The sequence below is a fragment of the Microbacterium sp. No. 7 genome, from assembly GCF_001314225.1.
Lineage (GTDB): Bacteria > Actinomycetota > Actinomycetes > Actinomycetales > Microbacteriaceae > Microbacterium.
Window position 1 is genome coordinate 945907 of the sequence record NZ_CP012697.1, and the last position, 20916, is coordinate 966822.

At 73.5% G+C, this 20916-nt stretch carries 18 protein-coding genes; 9 read left to right on the plus strand and 9 right to left on the minus strand.

Going from position 1 to position 20916, the window contains the following annotated elements; genetic code table 11:
• The first annotated feature begins 16 nt into the window (after window positions 1–16).
• The 3 genes from AOA12_RS04225 to AOA12_RS04235 all read left to right on the plus strand — a co-directional run bounded on the left by AOA12_RS04225 (window position 17) and on the right by AOA12_RS04235 (window position 3181).
• Complete coding sequence (locus AOA12_RS04225; protein ID WP_054680613.1) at window positions 17–2452, plus strand: ATP-dependent helicase; 2436 nt, start codon at window positions 17–19, stop codon at window positions 2450–2452.
• Window positions 2453–2537: 85 nt separating this feature from the next.
• Window positions 2538–2789: a type II toxin-antitoxin system VapB family antitoxin gene (locus tag AOA12_RS04230; RefSeq protein WP_054680616.1), complete on the plus strand. Its 252-nt coding sequence runs from the start codon at window positions 2538–2540 to the stop codon at window positions 2787–2789.
• Window positions 2786–3181, plus strand: coding sequence for a type II toxin-antitoxin system VapC family toxin (locus AOA12_RS04235; RefSeq protein WP_054680619.1), 396 nt, complete (start codon window positions 2786–2788; stop codon window positions 3179–3181). The genes AOA12_RS04230 and AOA12_RS04235 overlap by 4 nt, the downstream gene beginning before the upstream one ends.
• 156 nt (window positions 3182–3337) lie before the next feature.
• On the opposite strand, the gene AOA12_RS04240 is transcribed toward AOA12_RS04235, so the two are convergent.
• Complete coding sequence (locus tag AOA12_RS04240; protein ID WP_082405921.1) at window positions 3338–4063, minus strand: MerR family transcriptional regulator; 726 nt, start codon at window positions 4061–4063, stop codon at window positions 3338–3340.
• Window positions 4064–4135: 72 nt separating this feature from the next.
• Here AOA12_RS04240 and AOA12_RS04245 point away from each other — a divergent pair, with 72 nt between their 5' ends.
• On the plus strand, window positions 4136–4555 hold the full coding sequence (locus tag AOA12_RS04245) for a hypothetical protein (protein WP_054680622.1): 420 nt from the start codon (window positions 4136–4138) through the stop codon (window positions 4553–4555).
• Window positions 4556–4588: 33 nt separating this feature from the next.
• On the opposite strand, the gene AOA12_RS04250 is transcribed toward AOA12_RS04245, so the two are convergent.
• Window positions 4589–5293: a GNAT family N-acetyltransferase gene (locus AOA12_RS04250; RefSeq protein ID WP_054680624.1), complete on the minus strand. Its 705-nt coding sequence runs from the start codon at window positions 5291–5293 to the stop codon at window positions 4589–4591.
• 236 nt (window positions 5294–5529) lie between these two features.
• Between AOA12_RS04250 and AOA12_RS04255 the strand changes: the two genes are divergently transcribed.
• Window positions 5530–6552 (plus strand): SseB family protein, encoded by a 1023-nt coding sequence (locus AOA12_RS04255; protein WP_054680629.1) that lies wholly within the window; start codon window positions 5530–5532, stop codon window positions 6550–6552.
• Between the two features lie 148 nt (window positions 6553–6700).
• Entirely contained in the window at window positions 6701–8407 is a 1707-nt protein-coding gene (locus AOA12_RS04260) for an acyl-CoA dehydrogenase (protein WP_054680632.1), read from the plus strand.
• Window positions 8408–8665: 258 nt separating this feature from the next.
• Here AOA12_RS04260 and AOA12_RS04265 read toward each other — a convergent pair whose 3' ends face one another.
• Window positions 8666–9334, minus strand: coding sequence for a TetR/AcrR family transcriptional regulator (locus AOA12_RS04265; RefSeq protein WP_054680635.1), 669 nt, complete (start codon window positions 9332–9334; stop codon window positions 8666–8668).
• Between the two features lie 136 nt (window positions 9335–9470).
• Here AOA12_RS04265 and sucC point away from each other — a divergent pair, with 136 nt between their 5' ends.
• Entirely contained in the window at window positions 9471–10637 is a 1167-nt protein-coding gene (gene sucC / locus AOA12_RS04270; protein WP_054680638.1) for an ADP-forming succinate--CoA ligase subunit beta, read from the plus strand.
• Between the two features lie 30 nt (window positions 10638–10667).
• The gene (sucD, locus tag AOA12_RS04275) at window positions 10668–11570 is read left to right on the plus strand and encodes a succinate--CoA ligase subunit alpha (RefSeq protein ID WP_054680641.1); all 903 of its coding nucleotides are present in this window, start codon (window positions 10668–10670) and stop codon (window positions 11568–11570) included.
• Window positions 11571–11795: 225 nt separating this feature from the next.
• On the opposite strand, the gene AOA12_RS04280 is transcribed toward sucD, so the two are convergent.
• The 5 genes from AOA12_RS04280 to fepB are packed head-to-tail and all read right to left on the minus strand — an operon-like array spanning window position 11796 to window position 16727.
• The gene (locus tag AOA12_RS04280; protein WP_054680645.1) at window positions 11796–12620 is read right to left on the minus strand and encodes a siderophore-interacting protein; all 825 of its coding nucleotides are present in this window, start codon (window positions 12618–12620) and stop codon (window positions 11796–11798) included.
• Window positions 12617–13567, minus strand: a complete 951-nt coding sequence (locus tag AOA12_RS04285) for an ABC transporter ATP-binding protein (protein WP_082405924.1) — start codon at window positions 13565–13567, stop codon at window positions 12617–12619. The genes AOA12_RS04280 and AOA12_RS04285 overlap by 4 nt, the downstream gene beginning before the upstream one ends.
• Window positions 13568–13600: 33 nt before the next feature.
• Window positions 13601–14653: a FecCD family ABC transporter permease gene (locus AOA12_RS04290; RefSeq protein WP_231637178.1), complete on the minus strand. Its 1053-nt coding sequence runs from the start codon at window positions 14651–14653 to the stop codon at window positions 13601–13603.
• Window positions 14650–15708: a FecCD family ABC transporter permease gene (locus tag AOA12_RS04295; protein ID WP_054680647.1), complete on the minus strand. Its 1059-nt coding sequence runs from the start codon at window positions 15706–15708 to the stop codon at window positions 14650–14652. Before AOA12_RS04295 ends, AOA12_RS04290 begins: the two co-directional genes overlap by 4 nt.
• Window positions 15705–16727, minus strand: coding sequence for a Fe2+-enterobactin ABC transporter substrate-binding protein (fepB, locus tag AOA12_RS04300; RefSeq protein ID WP_054680650.1), 1023 nt, complete (start codon window positions 16725–16727; stop codon window positions 15705–15707). The genes AOA12_RS04295 and fepB overlap by 4 nt, the downstream gene beginning before the upstream one ends.
• A gap of 209 nt (window positions 16728–16936) precedes the next feature.
• Here fepB and AOA12_RS04305 point away from each other — a divergent pair, with 209 nt between their 5' ends.
• Window positions 16937–18445 carry a helix-turn-helix domain-containing protein gene (locus AOA12_RS04305; protein ID WP_054680653.1) on the plus strand — a complete coding sequence of 503 codons (1509 nt, stop codon included), beginning with the start codon at window positions 16937–16939 and terminating at the stop codon, window positions 18443–18445.
• Here the strand turns inward: AOA12_RS04305 and AOA12_RS04310 are convergent.
• A complete protein-coding gene (locus AOA12_RS04310) occupies window positions 18409–20904 on the minus strand; it encodes a hypothetical protein (RefSeq protein ID WP_054680656.1) in 2496 nt (831 codons plus the stop codon). The two genes, AOA12_RS04305 and AOA12_RS04310, sit on opposite strands and share 37 nt — an antisense overlap.
• Window positions 20905–20916: the final 12 nt, after the last annotated feature.

Here is a 20916-nt window from a genome sequence, read left to right on the forward strand (position 1 = left end):
CTAGACTTGACGGGTCATGAGCCAGCCTCCACAACCGCTGATCGTCGGCGATGCCCGCGCCGACGACGACCTGCTCGACGGGCTCAACCCGCCGCAGCGCGACGCCGTCACCTATCGCGGCCAGGCTCTGCTGATCGTCGCGGGAGCCGGGTCGGGCAAGACCCGCGTGCTCACGCACCGCATCGCGTCGCTGCTGCGGCGCCGCGAGGCCTGGCCGAGCCAGATCCTCGCGATCACCTTCACCAACAAGGCCGCCGCAGAGATGCGCGAGCGCGTGGGGCACCTCGTCGGCGAGAGCGCCCGCGGCATGTGGATCTCGACGTTCCACTCCGCGTGCGTGCGCATCCTGCGCCGCGAGGCGGAGCAGTTCGGGTTCACGAAGAGCTTCACGATCTACGACTCGGGCGACTCGCGCGCGCTCGTCAAGCGCCTCGTCAAGGAGCACGAGGCGGATGCCTTCGGCCTCACGCCCGCGGCCGTGCAGGGCCGCATCTCGAAGCTGAAGAACGAGCTCGCCGACGCCGAGTCGTACGCGCGCACGGCCAACCTCTCCGACCCGGCGGAGCGGCTGTTCGTCGAGATCTTCGCCGACTACCAGCGCGCGCTGCAGCGGGCGAACGCGTTCGACTTCGACGACCTGATCGCGCAGACGGTCTACCTGTTCCGTGCCTTCCCCCACGTCGCCGACGTGTACCGCCGCCGCTTCCGGCACGTGCTCGTCGACGAGTACCAGGACACCAACCACGCCCAGTACTCCCTCATCCGCGAGCTCACGCGGGCCCCGGGCTCCGACGGCGGACCGCACTCGACCAGCGCGGGCGACAGCGGCATGATGATCTTCGACGCCCCGTCCGCCGACGCGGAGCCGGCGTCCCTCACCGTCGTCGGCGACTCCGACCAGTCGATCTACGCGTTCCGCGGCGCCGACATCCGCAACATCACGGAGTTCGAGCGCGACTTCCCCGGCGCGAAGGTCGTGCTGCTGGAGCAGAACTACCGCTCGACCCAGAACATCCTCAGCGCGGCGAACGCCGTCATCGGGCACAACTTCGACCGCAAGGACAAGAAGCTGTGGACCGACGTCGGCGCCGGCGAGCCGATCGTCGGGTTCACCGGCTACTCGCAGCACGACGAGGCGCAGTTCGTCGCCGACGAGGTCGAGGCGCTGCACCGCGCGGGTCTCGGCTACTCCGACATGGCGGTCTTCTACCGCACCAACTCGCAGTCCCGCGCGCTCGAGGAGATCCTCATCCGCGCCGCCGTGCCCTACAAGATCATGGGCGGCACGCGGTTCTACGAGCGCGCCGAGATCAAGGACGCCCTCGCGTACCTCGTCGCGGTCGCCAACCCCGCCGACGAGCTGGCGCTGCGCCGCATCCTCAACAAGCCGCGCCGCGGCATCGGCGATGTGACCGAGACGGCGATCGCCCGCTACGCGGCCGAGCACGGCATCACCTTCCGCGAGGCGCTCGCCGACCCCGCCGCGATCGGTCTCGGGCCCAAGCTGCAGGCCTCGATCCGCCGGCTCGACGCCGTGCTGCGGGAGGCCGCCGAGATCATGCTGCCCGCCTTGGGCGAGGTCGCCCCGCCGACGTCGGTGACCGAGGGCCTGAACACGCTGCTGCAGGGGAGCGGGTACCTCGACGCGCTGCGCCTCTCGAAGGACCCGCAGGACGAGGCACGCGTCGAGAACCTCGACGAGCTCGTGGCCGTGACCCGTGAGTTCGCCCGCAACAACCCCGACGGCACGATCCTCGACTTCCTCACCGAGGTCGCCCTCGTGTCCGACGCCGACGACCTCGACGACGGGTCGGGCTCCGTCTCGCTCATGACGATGCACACGGCCAAGGGCCTCGAGTTCGACGCCGTCTTCGTCACCGGCGTCGAGGAGGACCTCATCCCGCACCGCATCTCGGCGGGCGAGCCCGGGGGCCCGCAGGAGGAGCGCCGGCTGTTCTACGTGGCGCTCACGCGGGCCCGCAAGCGCCTGTACCTGTCGCTCGCGATGACCCGCGCGCAGTTCGGAGAGGTCTCGGCCGCCATGCCCAGCCGCTTCCTGCAGGAGATCCCGGCGGAGCTCATCCAGTGGCGCCAGTCGCCCGGCGACGTGAACTCCCGCGGCGGCGCGCAGTCGCGGGCGCTCAACGCGCGGCGGCCCGGCGGCCCGGGCGGGGGAGCGGGAGGCCGCCGGTACGGCGACGACCTCGTGCCCCTGCCGCGCCGCGAGCCCACCCCGTCGCTCGAGCGCTTCGCCAACCGCATCCCGGCGAAGATGCGCGACAACAGCGACCTGCAGCTCGAGGCGGGCGATCGCATCCGGCACGACGACTTCGGCGAGGGGCGCGTCGACATGATCACGGGCGAGGGCGCCAAGCGCGTCGCGCACGTGCGCTTCGACACCGCGGGCGCCAAGAAGCTGCTGATCAAGGTCGCCCCGATCCAGAAGATCTGAGCGCGGTCGGCGGCCCGTGCCGCTCTCCGGCGACGGCCGTCGCGTGGAAGGTGTAAAGGCATACGCCAATGGGTAGAATGACACCATGAGCCTCAGCATCAAGAATCCGACGGTGCTCGAGCTGACGCGCGAGCTGGCCGCGGTGCTCGGCACCAGTCAGGTGAGTGCGCTCGAAGTCGCGCTCCGCGAGAAGCTCGAGCGAGAGCGCCGGGGCGACGACACGCGGTTCCAGCGCATACGCAGCGACCTGCTCGACATCCGCGAGCTGGCCGGTGACGGGCCGGCGCGGCAGCAGATCGACGACGACATGTACGACGAGTGGGGCCTCCCGCAGTGATCATCGACACCTCGGCGATCGTCGCCGTGATCGACGGCGAGACGGACGCGGAAGCCGTCGCCAGGTGCATCTCGTCGGCGCCCCGGCTCGCGATCTCGGCCGCGACGCTGGTCGAGCTGACGGGCGTGCTGATGCGATATCGGCGCCCTGAGCTGCACGCTGCCGTCGATCGGCGACTCGCCGACTGGGGTGTCGAGGTGGTGCCGTTCGACGCGGAGCAGAGTCGTGTCGCCAGGCAGGCCTATCGCGACTACGGGCGGGGATCGGGCCATCCGGCTCGCCTCAACCTCGGCGACTGCTACAGCTATGCGCTCGCCGCCATCACCGGCGACGACCTCCTCTTCGTCGGCGATGACTTCACGCACACCGACGTGCGCTCAGCACTGAGGTGACGATCGCCCTCGCGCGCGCGGTGGGGCGCGGTGGGCTGGAGTATGCCGCGGCGTTCCGGCGCCGCCGTGCGCGGTGCAGGACGGATGGCGGATGCCGGGCATCCGGCCGCGTATATCGTCCCGTGCCGGCCAGAAGTCCCGCACGGTGCACGGGGGTCAGTGCCCGGCGGCCCCCGCGTCTGCGGTACCGGTCTCCCCGGTGCCGATCTCCCCGGTGCCGGTCTCCCCGGCCCCGGATGCCGCGGCGTCGGCCGTGGCATCCTCGGCATCCCCTGCCCCCGCCGTCGCGGCCGCGACGAGGTGGTGGTGCCACAGCCGGCGCAGGGCGAGCATGAGCGGCTCGTACATCGCGGTGCCGAGCACGGCGTACGAGACGGCCTCGCTCAGCGGCATGTCGGCGACCGGCGCGATCTCGCCGATCGCGACATCGCGCATCGCGTCGCTGTAGCGGTCGATCGTCGCCGGGGAGTCGTCGAGACCCGCCGCCTCGAGCGCGCGGAGCGCGTGGTCGAGCTGCGCCACGGCGGCGGCGTCGCGGTGGTAGACCAGCCCGAGCCGTTCCATCGCGGCGTGCGCGAGCGGGTGTTCGCCGCCGGTCGCGACGTACGGCGGGAGCGCCTCGACGGCCCGCCCGAGGGTCCTGACGGGATCGGCGGAGTCGGGGTGGTCGACGAGGTCGAGGATGTCGCGGATGCGCGCGAGCGGCAGACCCCGCACCTCGGCGAGGGCGCCGATGAGGCGCAGCCGCGCCAGATGGTCGTCGTCGTACTCGGCACGCGTCGCCGAGACCGGGCGGCCCTTCGGCAGCATCCCCTCGCGCAGGTAGAACTTCACGGTCGCGAGGGGGACCCCGCTGCGCTGCGAGAGCTCGGAGATCAGCATCCGGCACCCCTCCCTTGTGTTGGAGAGTATAACTATCTACTCTTGGAGAGTCGAACTATCCAAGGAGGAGCCGTGGACCCCATCGTCTCGATCGTCGCGGGCGCGACGATCCTCACCGTCATCGGAATCATGTCGGGCGGAACGTTCCTGCTGCGGATCCACGCGGCCGGCATGCCGTTCAACGACCTGCAGAAGACGTTCTTCCGCGCGGGTCACGCGCACGCCGGCGTGCTCGTGACGCTCGGCCTCGTCGTCGTGCTCGTGCTCGCCGTCTCCGGTGCGCCCGCCGCGTGGCAGTGGGCCGGCGTCGGCGTGCTCGCGAGTGCGCTGCTGATCCCGGCGGGCTTCTTCCTCTCGGTGCTCGGCAACGACCCGCGGCGGCCCGGCCGCGCGATCGTGCTGCTGTGGGCCGGGGTGGTCGTGCTCGCGCTGGCCCTCGCGAGCGCCGGCGTCGCGGTCATCGTCGCGGGGGCGTCGGCGCTGGCATCCTGACCGTCGCGCGGCCTCTCCGGCGGCGATGCCGGATCAGGGCACCTGCACGCCGACGAACGTCGTCCTCTTGCGCAGCGCGAAGCCGAGCTTCTCGTAGGCGGCGATCGCGCCCGTGTTGTCGGCGGCGGCGTGCAGGAAGGCGCGGTCGCCGCGCTGCTGAATGCCGAACGCGATGTCGAGCACGAGCCGCGACGCGAGCCCCTGACGCCGGTACGCGTCGTCGGTCGACACCGCGCTGATCTCGGTCCACCCCTCCGGATGCAGGCGCTCGCCCGCCATCGCGATGAGCCGTCCGTCACGGCGGATGCCGATGTAGCGGCCGAGCTCGTGGGTGCGGGGCTGGAACGGTCCGGGCTGGTTGCGCTCGACGAGCGCGAGCATGTCGGCGGCGTCCTCGGCTCCCAGCTCGATCGCCTCGTCGTCGGGCCGCGGCGCCAGCCGCTCCGTCTCGACGAGCTGCACCCCGGCGCCGCGCCACGCCGGCTCCCAGCCGGCGGGCAGCGCGGGGTCGGCGTGCGAGATGCCCAGCGTGCCGCCCGGGCCGACGATCTCGACGATGCTGTCCCAGACGCGCGGGTCGTCCCAGTCGCGCACCGCCACGAACGTCGCGACGTCGGCGGGGTAGCGGCGCACGAGGTCGTCGCCGATCGCGAACCGGGCGTGCGGCCCGGTCAGGGCGTGCCACGCGGGGTTGTCGAGCACGGCGGTGTCGACCGCGGCGGAACGGATGTCGGACATGAGCGGCCTCGCGTCTCGGGTGGGCCGATACGACGGCCCGGCGGACAGGTATGCATCGATTGTGAGCCGCCCCGCGGGCGGGCGGCGCCGAGGTGACGTCGTATGACGAGGGCGCCGCCGTGCGGCATCCGTCCCGCGCGGGAGCCCTTTCCGCGGCATCCGCGCGGCCGCCGGCCGCCAGGCTCTGTGCAGGGTTCCCGAAGGCAACGGGCATCCCGCGCGGCTAGGCTCGACGCATGGCTTTGTTCAGACGTGACAAGAACGACCCCTCCGCATCCGAGACCCCCGACGCCGTGGCCGATGAGCCGGTCGAGCCGGTCGCGGCCGACGAGCCCGTCCCGCACGTCAACATCTCGGTGTCGACCTATGGCAAGCCGCACCAGGCCCCGCCCGCGGCGCCCGCCGCGAACGGCCAGCCCGCCGCCAACGGCCAGGCGGCCCCGTCCGCCGCATCGGCCATGCCGGCCAACATCGTGCTGCACGCCGCGCTGCAGGGCGCGCCGTTCCCGCCCGAGCCGCTCGACGTCATCAAGGTCATGCGCCAGGCGCTGCAGGGCCACCTGTACCTGCGCGTCGCCGGCAACATCGACCAGCTGCGCGCCGAGAACAAGCCGCTGACGCTCGGCGTCTCGGTCGTCGAGGACAAGAAGTTCCTGCTCGCCTTCACGGGCGTCGACGCGCTGCGCGACAGCGTGAACTCCGACGGCGACACCAACACGTCGGCCCTCTCGCAGCCCTCGACGGTCGTGCTGAAGAACGTGCTGGAGGGCGGTCACGACGGGCTCATCCTCAACCACGCGACCGAGGGCTCGCGCATCGTGCTGCCCGCGGCGCTCATCGAGCGCGCGCTCAACGAGGCCGATCCCGAGCACACGATCAAGTCGCTCCTCGCCCGCGGGCGCTCGCCCGAGAACGCCGTGGCCGTCGGCCAGGCGCTCGCGCGCGTCAAGGTGTGGGCGGCGGCGCGCCAGGTCGCCGAGGGCGTGGGCCTCGCCGAGATGCGCCCGTCGGAGGGCGAGCGCCTGCTCGAGCTCTACTCGCACCCCCTCGAGGTGCTCGCCATGGGCCGCGACGACCGCCCCGTCGCGTTCGAGCCCGCGCAGCTCGCGGCGGCGCTCGTCGCCCAGCCGACCCTCACCGGTGTCGTGATCGACGCGGCCGGCCCGTGGATGCAGGTCAGCCGTGAGCAGCTCGCCCCCGTGCTGGCCCTCGCGGGCACCGACCCGGCCGACAGCCCCGTGAAGCCCGCGGGGGAGTAGCCCGAACGTCGCCCCACAGCGGGCGGGAACCCTGCGACGCACGATCCGCCGTGCGTCGCAGGGTTTTTTCGCGTGGATGATGCGATGACACTCGGTTTCACATATACTGACGCTCGGTATCACGCCCGATTCTGCAAGGGAGCACACCGTGGCCACTGACTACACCCCGCCGGTCGACGACTACGCCTTCCTGTTCGCCGAGGCGTTCGGCCGCGACATCGCGGCGCAGGCGTCGGGCGGCGCCTTCACCGCCGACGACGCGACCGAGATCGTCGCGGGGGCCGGGGACTTCGCGGCCGGCGTGCTCGCGCCGCTCGAGTCCGTCGGCGACCGCGTCGGCGCGCGCCTGGAGAACGGCCAGGTGCACATGCCCGACGGCTTCGCCGAGGCGTACCGCGCCTTCGTCGAGGCGGGCTGGGTCACCGCCGAGGCGCCGGAGTCGGCCGGCGGCGACGGGCTGCCGGGCGTCGTGCGCGCGGGGCTCGGCGAGATCTGGAACGCCTCGAACGCCGCCTTCGCGCTGTGCTGGCTGCTGTCGGCCGGCCAGATCCACGCGCTCGACGCCGCGGCATCCGACGAGATCCGCGAGACGTACCTCACCAAGCTCGTGTCGGGCGAGTGGACCGGCACCATGAACCTCACCGAGCCGCAGGCCGGCAGCGATCTCGGCGCCATCCGCACGATCGCGACGCCGCAGGGCGACGGGTCGTGGTCGGTGAGCGGCCAGAAGATCTTCATCACGTGGGGCGACCACGACATCGCCGAGAACATCGTGCACCTCGTGCTCGCGCGCACGCCCGACGCCCCCGCGGGCGCCCGCGGGCTCTCGCTCTTCGTCGTGCCGAAGCACCACGTCGGCTCCGGCGAGCGCAACGGCGTCACGACCGTCGCGATCGAGCACAAGCTCGGCATCCACGCGAGCCCCACGTGCGTGCTCGCCTTCGAGAACGCGACCGGATACCTCGTCGGCGAGCTGCACGGCGGCCTCGACGGCATGTTCGTCATGATGAACTCGGCGCGCACCGGCATGGGCCTGCAGGCCACCGGCATCGCCGACCGCGCCTACCAGCAGGCCGCGGGGTACGCCGCCGAGCGCGTGCAGGGCCGCGTGCTCGGGCGCGACGCCGGCGCCACGATCGGCGAGCACCCCGACGTGCGGCGCCTGCTGCTGTCGATGTCGACCCGCATCTACGCGATGCGGGCGCTCGGCGTGTTCGCCGGCGACCTCTTCGACCGCGCGGATGCCGACGGCACCGGCCGGCTCGGCGAGTTCTTCGTGCCGATCCTCAAGGGCTGGGCGACCGAGGAGGCGCAGCTCATCACGAGCGAGGCGATCCAGGTGCACGGCGGCATGGGGTTCGTCGAGGAGACGGGCGTGGCGCAGCACTACCGCGACGCCCGCATCATGACGATCTACGAGGGCACGACCGCGATCCAGTCGAACGACCTCGTCGGCCGCAAGGTGCTGCGCGACGGCGGCGCCACGGCGGAGCAGGTGTTCGGGCTCATCGACGAGACGATCGCGACCCTGAGCGGCATCGACGCGCCCGAGGCGGCCCGCACGGCCGAGCGCCTGCGGCGTGCCGTCGACGCGGCGCGCCGCGCGACCGCGGCGCTGCTCGGCTTCGCCGATGCGCCGCGCGACGCGTACGCGGTGAGCGTGCCGTATCTGATGCTGCTCGGCACCCTCGCGGGCGGCTGGATGCACGGGCTGGCGCTCGCCGCCGTGTTCGGCCACGCCGAGCGCTCCGAGGCGGATGCCGCGCGCATCACCGCCGCGGACTTCTACGGCACCCACCACCTGCCCCGCGTGCACGCCCTCGCCGAGACCGTCGCCGCCGGCGAGACCCCCTAGCCCTTCAACCCCGCGCGCCCGCCGTCGCGCCGAGATGGTGCCCTTCTCGCCGAGATGGTGCCTTCTACGCCGAGATGGTGGGATTGTCGCCGACATGGTGCCCACCGTCTCGACGGAAAAGACACCGTCTCGGCGACAATCCCACCATCTCGATGAGGGAGCCGCCGGCTCGGGAGGAAGCCACCGTCTCGGCAACGACCCCACCGTCTCGGCGAGGAACGCGCCGTGTGGGGGAGGGGGCCGCCCGGGGGCGGGGCGTCAGTCGAGTTGGGCCGTGAGGCGGCGGGCGATCTCGGCGGGGGGCATGCGGCGGGGGAAGACCGCCACCACGACGTCGTCGTCCGCGGGCGGCGTGGGGTCGTCGTGCACGCCGAAGCGCCGCATGAGGTCGTCGAGGGCGTTGCTCAGCACCGAGATCGGCACGCGCCGGGGGCCGCGCAGCTGCTGACGGAACACGTGGTTGTGCACCGCCGTGACCGATGCGGCGAACGCGATCGAATGGGCGGGATCGACGCTCGGCAGCGCCGTGCGCAGATAGTCGTGGAAGAGCCGCTCGTAGCGGAAGACGGTGACGATCTCGCGGTCGCGCAGCGCCGGCACCGCGCGCACGATCGCGTAGCGGCGCCGGGCCAGCTCCGGCTCGGCGGCGAAGTGCCGGTACACGATCATCGACGACTCGCACACGGCGGCCCAGGGGTTCGCGTGCCGCTGTGCGAGATGCTGGCGCAGCGTCTCGAGCACGACCTCGTGGTCGGCGAAGACGACGTCGTCCTTGCCGCCGAACTGGCGGAAGAACGTCGACCGCGAGACGCCCGCGGCCTGGGCGATCTGCTCGACGGAGGTCGCCTCGAACCCCTGCGCGGCGAACAGGTCGAGCGCCGCCGAGACGACGGCGCGCAAGGCGGACTGCGGAGCTTCATCACCCATGATCTCCCAGCCTAGTTGCCCCCGGCTGCGCGTCAGGCGACCACTTCGCGCGGTAGTAGGCTGAAAGACGGTCGGCATCGCCACCGAGTGACGATCCCGGCACCTCACCATCCCTGCCTCCAGCGAAGGATTGCCCGTGGATCTGTACGAGTACCAGGCACGAGACCTGTTCGAGAAGTACGAGGTGCCGGTTCTCGCCGGCATCGTCGCCGACACCCCCGAAGAAGCAAAGGCCGCCGCCGAGAAGATCGGCGGCGTTGTCGTCGTCAAGGCCCAGGTCAAGACCGGAGGCCGCGGCAAGGCCGGCGGCGTCAAGGTCGCGAAGAACGCCGACGAGGCCTACGAGGCCGCGAAGGCGATCCTGGGCCTCGACATCAAGGGCCACGTCGTCAAGCGCGTCATGGTCGCCGCGGGCGCCCGCATCGCGCGCGAGTTCTACTTCTCGGTGCTGCTCGACCGCGCCAACCGCTCGTACCTCTCGCTGTGCTCGGTCGAGGGCGGCATGGAGATCGAGCAGCTCGCGGTCGAGAAGCCGGAGGCGCTCGCCCGCGTGGAGGTCGATCCGATCACGGGCATCGACGCCGCCAAGGCGCTGGAGATCGCCAAGGCCGCGAACTTCGACGACGAGCTGGCGCCCAAGGTCGCCGACGTGTTCGTCAAGCTCTTCGAGGTCTACAAGGGCGAGGACGCGACGCTCGTCGAGGTCAACCCGCTCGTGCAGACGGAGGAGGGCGACATCATCGCCCTCGACGGCAAGGTCAGCCTCGACGAGAACGCGTCGGAGATCCGTCACCCCGACCACGAGGAGCTCGAGGACAAGGCCGCGGCCGACCCGCTCGAGGCCAAGGCCAAGGCGCAGGGCCTCAACTACGTCAAGCTCGACGGTGAGGTCGGCATCATCGGCAACGGCGCGGGCCTCGTGATGTCGACGCTCGACGTCGTCGCCTACGCGGGCGAGAACCACGGCGGCGTCAAGCCCGCCAACTTCCTCGACATCGGCGGCGGCGCGTCGGCCGAGGTCATGGCCGCCGGCCTCGACGTGATCCTCGGCGACCCGCAGGTCAAGAGCGTCTTCGTCAACGTGTTCGGCGGCATCACCGCGTGCGACGCGGTCGCCAACGGCATCAAGGGCGCCCTCGAGACGCTCGGCGCCACGGCATCCAAGCCCCTCGTCGTGCGCCTCGACGGCAACAACGTCGACGAGGGCCGCGCCATCCTCAACGAGTACGCCCACCCGCTCGTCACGCTCGCCGCGACGATGGACGAGGGCGCCGACAAGGCCGCCGAGCTGGCTCACGCCTGACCCGCGCCGACAAGACAAGGACTTTTCGAAATGTCGATCTTCCTCAACAAGGACTCCAAGGTCATCGTCCAGGGCATCACGGGCGGCGAGGGCACCAAGCACACCGCGCGCATGCTCAAGGCGGGCACCCAGATCGTCGGCGGCGTGAACGCGCGCAAGGCCGGCACCACCGTCACGCACGAGGCGAAGGACGGCAGCACCGTCGAGATCCCCGTGTTCGGCTCGGTCGCCGAGGCGATCGCCGCGACGGGCGCCGACGTGTCGATCGCGTTCGTGCCGGGCGCCTTCACGAAGGCCGCGATGATCGAGGCCATCGACGCCGAGATCCCGCTGCTCGTCGTCATCACCGAGGGCGTTCCCGTGCTCGACTCGGCCGAGGCCTGGGCCTACGCCAAGAGCAAGGGCAACAAGACGCGCATCATCGGGCCGAACTGCCCCGGCATCATCACGCCCGACGAGTCGCTCGTCGGCATCACCCCCGCGAACATCACGGGCAAGGGCCCGATCGGCCTCGTGTCGAAGTCGGGCACCCTGACCTACCAGATGATGTTCGAGCTGCGCGACCTGGGCTTCTCGACCGCCATCGGCATCGGCGGCGACCCGATCATCGGCACGACGCACATCGACGCGCTCGCCGCGTTCGAGGCCGACCCCGAGACCAAGGCGATCGTCATGATCGGCGAGATCGGCGGCGACGCCGAGGAGCGTGCCGCCGACTTCATCAAGGCGAACGTCACGAAGCCCGTCGTGGGCTACGTCGCGGGCTTCACCGCGCCCGAGGGCAAGACGATGGGCCACGCCGGCGCGATCGTCTCGGGCTCGGCCGGCACGGCGCAGGCCAAGAAGGAGGCCCTCGAGGCCGCGGGCGTCAAGGTCGGCAAGACCCCCAGCGAGACCGCCGCGCTCATGCGCGAGATCGTCGAGAGCCTCTGACGCCGCTCAGCACAAGGCCGGGGGACGGATGCCACGTGGCATCCGTCCCCCGGCCTTATCACGTCGTGCCACACACCGCCGGTCCACCACGCAGAACCGCGAGAGTGCACGTGGCGGCCGAGACTGCATGTGCGGCCCGCATTCTCGGCCGCCGTATGCATTCTCGGCGACCGTATGCATTCTCGGCGGGCGCCCGGGGGCTGACCGGGGGTGGGGATGCGGGGGTCAGATCGGGAGGGCGAGGTCGTCGATCTCGGTGACGGTGCCGCCGTCGGCGAGCAGCGCCTCGTAGGCGGTGAGGCGGGCGAGGTCGATGTCGGTGTTGCTCGTGCCGCGCTTCCAGTAGCCGAAGACCGCGACGTCGTCCTTCGCGCAGCCGAGCGTGCCGCGGAAGTGCGAGCGCACGGCGCGCATCTCGTCGCGCTCGCCCGCGCCCCACACGACGACGTCGGCGCTCGCGAAGCCGCGCAGCTGCGTCTCGAACCCGCTGCCCGGCTCGACGCGCTCCAGGGCGAGGCCGGGCACGGTGGGCAGCTCGGCGAACGCCGTCTCGTCGGAGGTCGCGACCCAGCCGCGTCCGTGCAGCCCCTCGGGCGCCTGCCGCAGCAGCGCGTAGAGCGCCGGGATCGCGGTCGCGTCGAGGAAGAGCGCCAGCTCACGGCCGCGCGCCTCGGGGAAGACGAAGTGCGGGCGCGGCCCGACGAGCGGGATGCCGTCGCCGAGGCGCACGCCGTCGAGCAGCCGCATCATGGGGCTCGACACGCCGTGCCGCACGACGTCGACCTCGATCGTGCCGGCGGCGGTGTCGCACGCCCGCACCGTGTACACGCGCGACACCTCGACGTCGGCGCCGGGCACGGTCAGGCGGATCGCGACGTTCGGCCGCTCCCAGGCGGGGTCGTCGGCGAGGCCGGGGATCTGCAGCACGAGCCGCACGAGCTCGGGGCTCACCTCGACGATCTCTCGCACGCGTCCGTGCACGCGGTGCAGGTCGCGGTCGTGGTCCTCGGAACGCACGGCGGCGCGCTCGTGCAGGGGCTTGTCGGTCATGGGTTCTCCTCGGTCGGGGTCTCGGGGGTGGATGTCGGGAAATCAGGGGCGGATGCCGTGGTCGCAGCCTCGGGCGCTCCAGCGGGCACCGGGTGTGCAGCTCCGGACGTCGCGGTCGCACGGCCGGACGCCGCGGCGCCGCCGGCCGCGCCGCCCGCCGCCGCCCGCAGGTCGCGCGGCACGATCAGCGGCCGGCCGTTCTCGGGGTCGCTCAGCACGAGCGCGTCGAGGTCGAACACGCGGCGGATGATCTCGCGCGTGAACACCTCGTGCGGGGTGCCCTGGGCGACGACGGCGCCGTCCCGCATCGCGACGACGTGCGACGCGTAGCGGGCGGCGAGGTTGAGGTCGTGCAGCACGGCCACGAGCGTGCGTCCGGCGGCGTGCAGCCGTGAGCACAGGTCGAGCACGTCGACCTGGTGGGCGACGTCGAGATAGGTCGTCGGCTCGTCGAGCAGCAGCACGGGCGTCTGCTGGGCGAGGGTCATCGCGATCCAGGCGCGCTGGCGCTGCCCGCCGCTGAGCTCCTCCACCAGGCGGTCGGCGTCGCCGTGCAGCGCCACCTCGCGCAGCGCCTCCTCCACGACGCGCTCGTCCTCGCGCGACCACTGTCGCAGCAGGCTCTGATGCGGGTTGCGGCCGCGGGCGACGAGATCGCCGACCGTGATCGCGCCCGGCGTCAGCGGCGACTGGGGGAGCAATGCGATGCGGCGGGCGATCTGCTTCGTGCGCATCGTCGCGAGGTCGGTGCCGTCGAGGTGCACCGATCCCGCGCGGGGCGCGATCATGCGGCCGAGGGCGCGCAGCAGGGTCGACTTGCCGCATCCGTTCGGGCCGACGATCACGGTGAAGCCGCCGGGCGGGATCGTCAGGCTCAGGCCGTCGACGATCGTGCGCGCGGCGTATCCCAGGCGCAGGTCGCGCGTCTCCAGGGCGGAAGGTTCCATCGGTCTCCAGATCGGAAGGGCGGATGCCGGGGCTCAGATGCGGCGCGCGAGCAGCCACAGCAGGTACAGGCCGCCGAGCAGGCTCGTGACGAGCCCGACGGGCGTGCGCAGTCCCACGTCGAGGTTCTCGGCGAGCAGGTCGGCCAGCAGCAGGACGAGCGCCCCGACGAGCGCGGAGACGCCCAGCTGCACGCCGGTGGCGGGTGCGATGCGGCGCGCGATGTGCGGAGCCGCGAAGGCGACGAACGCGATGGGCCCGGCGGCGGCCACCGCGACCGCCGCGGCGACGACGGCGAGGAACATCGCGAGGAAGCGGACGCGCTCGGCGTGCACGCCGATGCCCTGCGCGGCCTCGTCGCCCATCTCCAGGAACGACACGTCGCGCACGAGCACCGCCAGCAGGGGCACGAGCACGACGAGCGCCGCGAGCATCGTCCACACGTGCGGCCAGCCGCGGCCCGTGAGCGAGCCCGACGACCACAGCTGGGCGAGCGTCGCGTCGTCGAGCGCGGCGCGCACCATGAGCAGCGACGTGAGCGCGCTCGCCCCGGCGCCGATGCCGATGCCGACGAGCACGAGGCGGATGCCGCCGCTCACGCCGTCGCGCCGGGCGAGCAGGTAGACGACGGCGGCGGTCACGAGCCCGCCGACGACCGCCGACACGGCCGTCCCCCACATCCCGCCGCCGAACAGCACGATGTGCGCGACGGCGCCGGTCGCGGCGCCCGATGTGAAGCCGATGATGTCGGGGGATCCGAGCGGATTGCGCGAGAGCGACTGGAAGACGGCGCCGCTCATGCCCAGGCTCGCGCCCACGAGCAGCGCGGTGAGGGCCCGCGGCATCCGCCGGCCCCACACGGAGCGTATCGTCGCCGCGGAGGCGTCGCCCGTGAGGGTGCCGAGCAGGTCGGCGGGGCTCAGCAGGATCGTGCCCACGCAGAGCGACACGAGCACGACCGCGACGATCAGGACGGCGAGCAGCGCGGCGGTGCGCGCCGGCCGCCGCGGCACGCGGAACGACCACGACCCGAGCCGCAGCACGCGGACGCCGGGCAGCACGCGGATGCCGGACGGCGGCGCGCTCACAGCGACGCCACCTTGCGGGAGCGCACCAGCGCGACGAACAGCGGGCTGCCGAGCAGCGCGGCGGCGATGCCGCTCTGCAGGTCGGCGGGCGCGACGAGCGCGCGGCCGGCCGCGTCGGCGGCGACGAGGAGCCCCGCGCCGACGACGACGGAGCAGGGCAGCAGCCAGCGGTGCGCGTTGCCGGTCACGCGCCGCACGATGTGCGCCGCGGCGAGGCCGATGAAGCCGATGGGTCCCGCCGCGGCCGTCGCGCCGCCGGCGAGCAGCACGACGGCGACCGCGGTCGCGCCCCGCACGGCGCCCACGTGGGTGCCGAGCGAGCGGGCGGCCTCGTCGCCCAGCGCGATCACGTCGAGCGAGGGGGCGAGCAGCAGGGCGACCAGCACGCCGGCGCCGACGAACGGCAGCACGGCCAGGATGACGTCGAGGCCCCGCCCCTGCAGCGAGCCCACCGACCAGTAGCGGAAGTACTGGAACGCCGTCTCGTGGCTGATCAGGACCATCTGCGTGACGGCGCCGATCGCGATCGCCACGGCGGTGCCGGCGAGGGCGATGCGCACGGGCGTCGCGGCGCTGCGGTGCGCGGAGCCGAGCGCGTACACGAGCACGGCGGTCAGGGCGGCGCCCGCGAACGCGAACCAGATGTAGCCGTGCACCGACGAGACGCCGAACACGGCGATGCCGATGACGACGAGCAGCGATGCGCCCGCGTTCACGCCGAGGATGCCGGGATCGGCGAGCGGGTTGCGGGTGAGCGACTGCATGAGGGCGCCCGCGAGGCCGAGCGCCGCGCCCACGATCACGCCGAGCACGATGCGCGGCAGGCGCGACGCGACGATCACGAGGTGGTCGTTCTGCGACGGGTCGAACGCGAGGAGCGCCTCGACGACGGTCGCGACCGGCACCGGATGCGATCCCACGCCGAGGCCGACGACGGCCGCGACGACCGTGACGACGGCGGCGGCCGCCATGAGCAGCAGGGCACGACGCCCGGGGGCGGGACGCACCGCGGCGGTGTCGTCCCGCCCCGCGGGCGCCGTGCGCGTCGCGCTCATCCCGCGAAGGTCTCCGCGATCAGCTCGACGGTGTTGCGGGCGCTGTAGTAGTCGAGACGGAACGCCTCGGTGCCCAGGGAGTGCACGCGGCCCGCGGCGACGGCCGGCAGGTTGGCGACGAGCGGGTCGGCCGTGAACGCCGCGACGGGATCGCCGCCGCCCATCGCGACGAGGAACATCGTCTGCGTCGCGTCGAACGCGCCCGCGAGGTTCTCGGAGCTGATCACGTCGACGCCGTTCGCCCCCGCCTGCTGCGAGCTCAGCTCGGCCGCGGCCGGCTCGTAGGCGAAGCCGAGCGCCGTGAGCAGCTGCGCCTGCGGGCTCGTCTCGCCGAAGGCCCACAGGCCGTCGGCACCGAGGTAGACGCCCGCGGTGACCGGCTGCTCGGGCAGGGCGATGGACTCGGCCTTCTCGGCGACCCACGCGTCGTACTCGGCGATCGTCGCGGCCGCCTGCTCCTCGAGGCCCGTGATGCCGCCGAGCTCGGCCGTCAGCTCCTGCCACGTCACGGTGCCGTAGTCGAGCAGCACCGTGGGGGCGATCTCGCTGAGCTGCTCGTAGGCTTCCAGGGTGGCGTCGGCGCCGTTGACCGAGCCGATGATGAGGTCGGGCTCGAACAGGTCGATCGCGTCGAGATCGAGCTGCAGGTCGGCGTAGAGCACCTCGACGCCGCGCTCGTGCGCGACGGACGCCCACTGCGTGAAGAAGCCCTCGTCGTCGGTGAGCGGGGTCACCATCGCCGCGGCGCTCGCCGCGAGCGGCGCCTCGATCGCGAGCAGGCTGCCCGTGATCGAGGGCGAGGTCGAGACGATGCGCACGGGCTCGGCGGGGATCTCGGTCTCGCCGGCGGCGTGCGTGATCGTGCGGGGCCAGGCCCCGTCGGCCGGGGCCGCGGCGGACTCGTCGGCCGCCCCGGGGGCGTCGGACGAGGCGGGGGCGTCGGCGGCGCAGCCCGCGAGGGCGAGGGCGGACAGCGTCGCGACCGTGACGGCGGCGGCGGAGAGCAGGCGTGAACGCATGAGGGACTTCCTGGTGTGTGTGCGGGACGGATGGTGTCGGGACGGTGTGTGCGGCATCCGTCCCGGGCGACGCGGCGCCGATGGTCGGCGACCGCACGTAGACTCTCAAGTTAGCCAAGCCTTACTTGAGAGAGTTTTCCGCGAGCGTCAACGTGTTACCACTTCCCGCAGAGCCCACGACCGCGCCGGACGCCCGTCTGACGGAGCCGGTGCTGTACTGGGCCCTGCGCGGCGGCGCCCGCATCGACGTCGACGGATGCCCGTTCGCGGTCTCCGAGGGCACGGCGCTGTGGGTCCCCGGCGGGCGGCGGGTGACGACGCGGCTCGGCGGCGCCGACGTGGTCGTTCCCGTGCCCGGCCTCGAGGTCGGCGAGTGCGCGCAGCCCGTGCTCGTCGAGGTGCCGGCGACGTGGCGGCCGTGGCTTCTGCACGCCTTCGGCGAGGCCCTCGGCCACCTCGACGCCGGCGCGGGACGGAGTGTCGTGCAGCGTGCGCTCGACGCCGTCGCGCCCGCGTCGCACGGCATCCCCGCGGCCCCGCCGCCGGTCTCCGACGACCTCACCGAGCTGGCCCGTGCGATCGCGGCGGCCCCCGCCGTGCCGGTGTCGGAGCTCGCGCGGCGACGGCTCGCCGGCTGGAGCCCGCGCACGCTGCAGCGCCGCTTCCTCGCCGAGACGGGGCTGACCCCGGAGGAGTGGGCGCGGCGCGAGCGCATCGCCGCCGCGGCGCGGCTCCTCGCCGACGGCCACGACCTCGAGCCCGTCGCGCACGCCGTCGGCTTCGCGACGGTCAGCGGCTTCTCGCGGCTCTTCCGTCAGCTCACGGGCGTCAGCCCCGGCCGCTGGCGCGCGCACGCGACCGAGGCGCCCGCGGCGCTGCGCCTCGGCGACGCGCCGCCGCCCCCGCTGCCCGCGCAGCGCACGTGGCCGCGCGCGAACGGGTCGCACGTGGCGGTGTGGGTGCTGCGCGGCCACGCCATCGTGACGGTCGGAGGACAGGAGCTCGACGTGCCCGAGGGCGGCGCCGTCGTGCTGCCCGCCGGCGTGCCCAACGACGTCCGCATGCCGGAGGGCGCGCTCATGCTGCCCGTGGGCTTCCGCTCCGGGCGCGAGCTCGCGGCCGGCACGCCGACCGCGGCGGCGCGCATCGCCCCCGGCGAGGAGGACGACCTCGTGCAGGCCATGGTCGCCGCCTACACGAACGTGCGCCCGCCGGGCCTGTCGCCGTACACGGGCTTCGACCTCGTGCACGCGCGCTCGGCCCGGCACGAGGCCACGCGCGACGACGCCGTGCTCGCGACGCTCGCCAGCGGGTTCGCCGCGGCGGCCGCCGACCTGACGCTCGCGGCGTGCGCCGGGCGGCTCGGCCTCTCGCAGCGCGAGCTCAGCCGCATCGTGAACGACCGCACGGGCATGACCTTCGCACAGTGGGGCAGGATGCTGCGGGCATCGCGCGCCCGCGCGCGGCTGCACGGGGGCGAGGCGGCATCCGTCGTCTCCCGCGCGCTCGGCTACGCGCACCTGCCCGCGTTCTCGCGCGCCTTCCGCGAGGTGCACGGCCGGAGCCCGCAGGGCATCGCGCTCGCTCCGGGCGGCGCCGGCGAGGTCGGCCGCTGGCATCGCACGGTCGTCGAGCAGCTCGTCCGCCCGCCCGACGGCGACGCCGGCGAGGCGGCCGGCCGTCAGAGGCCGGCGAGCTCGCGGAGCGCGCGGTCGTAGGCCGGCGTGCGGAAGTACTCGCCGTGCGTGCCGATGTGCACCATGTACCCGGTCGTGTCGATCTCCTCGGCGTGACGGTCGACGCCGCCGCCCGGGACGGGGCTCGCCGCGGGAAAGCCGATGACGTCGGTGAGGCGCCACAGGCTCACCCAGCGCACCGACCGGCCGCCGAGCAGCGTGCCGCGCAGCCGGTCGCCCGCCGCGTCGCGCGCGGACGTGCGCTGCGCCGCGGCATCCGCCCGCCACGGATCGCGGGCGAACAGTCCCGGCGCGAGCGCGGGGCGGGTGCCGAGCACGTCGGGGCCGAGCAGCTCGGGGAACATGCGCCCGAAGTAGGCGCGCAGCTGCACCCCGAAGGTCAGCAGGCGCACGCGCGGCAGCACGCTGCGCGTGTCGGGCGAGCTCGCGAGCAGGCCCAGCGCCGACACGGCCAGCACGCCGCCCATGCTGTGCGCCGCGAGCACGACGCGGCGTGACGCGCCGCCGCGCAGCCACGCGAACACGCGCCCCGCGATCTCCGGCACGGCCCGCTGCGCGAAGCACGGCGGCCCGAACGGCTGCGCTGTGCGCGGCAGATAGCATGCGATGTCCCATACGATGCCGAGCGGGCGCGGCGTCGACGGCGTCGCCCCGGACGCCAGCACGGCGACGAGCACGAGGCCGATCGCGCCGAGGCCCCACATCGCCCCGCCCATCACCGCGTGCAGCGCCTCCTCGTTCGCGAGCCGGGGCGTCACCCGCCACAGCGACACGTCGGCGAGATACGCCGCGCCCGTCCACGCCAGCCCCGTGGCCAGCGCCGCGGCGAGCAGCGCCGCGAGCACGCCCACGGCGGGCTCGACGACGTGCAGCCGCGCGGCGAGCACGCGCGCCGCCGTCACCCGGGCCAGCAGCGCCCGCGGCGACAGCGGCATGACCCCGGGCGTCGTCGGCACCACCTCGTCGGCGGGCGTCACGGGCGCGCCCCACTCGGCCGCGCGCTCGGCGACCGATCGCGGCACGGCGAACGCGACCGCCACGACGAGCGCCGCCGCCACGAGCGCGGCCAGCACCGTCGTGCCGAGCCCCACCCACACGCTCGGCAGCTGCAGCGCCTCCTCGGCGCGGCCGTGATCGCGGATCAGCTCCCACACGGGCCGCGCCCCGTTGAGCAGATCGCCCACCGAGACGATCGCGATCGCGCTCACGCTCGTCGCGAGCGCCAGGGCGATCGTCATGAAGACCGCCGGCGCGCATCCCCGCCAGGCGGTGCGGCGACGGCCGCGCAACGGCCGCCACGCGACCCCGGTGAGGGCGAGCACCGCCCCGCACGCGATCAGCGCGAGCGGAACGAACCCCGCGCCGTACAGCGCGCGCTCGCCCGGCGCGTGCGGCAGCGCGCTCGCGGGCAGCGCCCACGCGAGCAGCGCGAGCACGACCGCGAAGAGCAGGACGGATGCCGCGAGCAGCACGATCGAGACGGCCTTCGGCCACACCGGCGCGGTCTCCTCGGGCGACATCGTCGGCAGCACCGCGACGACCGCCGCCGTCACCGCGAGGAGCGCCGCGGCGGCCACGGCGAGAGCCGCGAAGCCGGCATCCGCGCCCCGCGCCGCGACATGCTGCGCGACGAGCGCCGTCACGAGGGCCACGGCGCCGGCGACGTGCGCGCGGGCGAGGTGCGCCGTGATGCGGTTCGCCCAGAAGCCGGGCTGCGACAGGGCCGCCGACGGCGCGGCGAGGGCCTCGTCGGCCGCGGCGCCGCGCCGCCGCACGTCGCGGCCGCCCTCCATGCCCGGCAGCATGTCGTAGCGATGCCGCGAGAACGTGGACAGCAGCCACAGGCCGGCGACCCCGACGGCCGGCACGAGCGCGAACAGCGCGAGCCGCTGTCCCGCCGTCCACGTCGCGAACGGCTCCAGCAGTCCCCGCACGGGCGCGCACAGACCGGGCTGTGCGGCGCACTGCGCGCCGACGAGATCGAGCGACAGGGTCACGGCGGTCATCGTGAACAGCAGCGTCAGCACGAGGCCGAACAGGCGCCCGAGCGCGGCCGAGGCGGCCGCGCGGCGGCGCACCGCGGCATCCGTCGACGGCGCGCAGCCCGCCCAGAGCGCGGCGTTGCCGACGCTGAACGGCAGCAGCAGTGCGTACGCGATGCGCGCGACGACGCCCGCGAGCACGCCCGCCGCGCCGACCCCGCCGAAGTTGGGGGTCGTGCGCACCATGCCGCCCCACGAGTACGCCTCCCGCGTCAGCCCCTCGGGAACCCGGGCGCGCCGGTGCGCGGGCGCGTCGCTGCGCGGCTCCCGCGGCGACCAGAACGACCCGTACTTGTCGCCCGCGACGAGCTCGACCGCGTCGTCGGGCAGGTCGAGCAGCTGCGCGGGCGTCGTGTTGTTGACGCCGTGCACGCGCAGCTCGAGCACCTCGGCGGGTCGCTCGCGCCGCTCGACCCGAAACCGGAACTCGACTCCCATGGCGCCTCCCGC